Annotated in this window: 1 rRNA gene (running past one end of the window); it reads left to right on the forward strand. The window is 52.8% G+C overall.

Annotated features, from left to right (window positions below):
* Positions 1–1,730 (forward strand): 23S ribosomal RNA (locus tag AC3A5O_RS28710) (it extends 1,261 nt beyond the left edge of the window).
* Positions 1,731–1,756 lie beyond the last annotated feature (26 nt).

Below are 1,756 nucleotides of genomic sequence, written 5' to 3' on the forward strand. Positions count from 1 at the left end.
GTAAGTGATGCGGTAGAGGAGCGTTCTGTAAGCCTGTGAAGGTGAGTTGAGAAGCTTGCTGGAGGTATCAGAAGTGCGAATGCTGACATGAGTAACGACAATGGGTGTGAAAAACACCCACGCCGAAAGACCAAGGTTTCCTGCGCAACGTTAATCGACGCAGGGTTAGTCGGTCCCTAAGGCGAGGCTGAAAAGCGTAGTCGATGGAAAACAGGTTAATATTCCTGTACTTCTGGTTATTGCGATGGAGGGACGGAGAAGGCTAGGCCAGCTTGGCGTTGGTTGTCCAAGTTTAAGGTGGTAGGCTGGAATCTTAGGTAAATCCGGGATTCTAAGGCCGAGAGCTGATGACGAGTTACCCTTTGGGTGACGAAGTGGTTGATGCCATGCTTCCAAGAAAAGCTTCTAAGCTTCAGGTAACCAGGAACCGTACCCCAAACCGACACAGGTGGTTGGGTAGAGAATACCAAGGCGCTTGAGAGAACTCGGGTGAAGGAACTAGGCAAAATGGCACCGTAACTTCGGGAGAAGGTGCGCCGGTGAGGGTGAAGCACTTGCTGCGTAAGCCCACGCCGGTCGAAGATACCAGGCCGCTGCGACTGTTTATTAAAAACACAGCACTCTGCAAACACGAAAGTGGACGTATAGGGTGTGACGCCTGCCCGGTGCCGGAAGGTTAATTGATGGGGTTAGCTAACGCGAAGCTCTTGATCGAAGCCCCGGTAAACGGCGGCCGTAACTATAACGGTCCTAAGGTAGCGAAATTCCTTGTCGGGTAAGTTCCGACCTGCACGAATGGCGTAACGATGGCGGCGCTGTCTCCACCCGAGACTCAGTGAAATTGAAATCGCTGTGAAGATGCAGTGTATCCGCGGCTAGACGGAAAGACCCCGTGAACCTTTACTATAGCTTTGCACTGGACTTTGAATTTGCTTGTGTAGGATAGGTGGGAGGCTTTGAAGCGTGGACGCCAGTTCGCGTGGAGCCATCCTTGAAATACCACCCTGGCAACTTTGAGGTTCTAACTCAGGTCCGTTATCCGGATCGAGGACAGTGTATGGTGGGTAGTTTGACTGGGGCGGTCTCCTCCTAAAGAGTAACGGAGGAGTACGAAGGTGCGCTCAGACCGGTCGGAAATCGGTCGTAGAGTATAAAGGCAAAAGCGCGCTTGACTGCGAGACAGACACGTCGAGCAGGTACGAAAGTAGGTCTTAGTGATCCGGTGGTTCTGTATGGAAGGGCCATCGCTCAACGGATAAAAGGTACTCCGGGGATAACAGGCTGATACCGCCCAAGAGTTCATATCGACGGCGGTGTTTGGCACCTCGATGTCGGCTCATCACATCCTGGGGCTGAAGCCGGTCCCAAGGGTATGGCTGTTCGCCATTTAAAGTGGTACGCGAGCTGGGTTTAGAACGTCGTGAGACAGTTCGGTCCCTATCTGCCGTGGACGTTTGAGATTTGAGAGGGGCTGCTCCTAGTACGAGAGGACCGGAGTGGACGAACCTCTGGTGTTCCGGTTGTCACGCCAGTGGCATTGCCGGGTAGCTATGTTCGGGAAAGATAACCGCTGAAAGCATCTAAGCGGGAAACTTGCCTCAAGATGAGATCTCACTGGGACCTTGAGTCCCCTGAAGGGCCGTCGAAGACTACGACGTTGATAGGCAGGGTGTGTAAGCGCTGTGAGGCGTTGAGCTAACCTGTACTAATTGCCCGTGAGGCTTGACCATATAACACCCAAGCAATTTGTAACTCC

Source organism: Pseudomonas sp. Soil_N_39 (assembly GCF_057655955.1).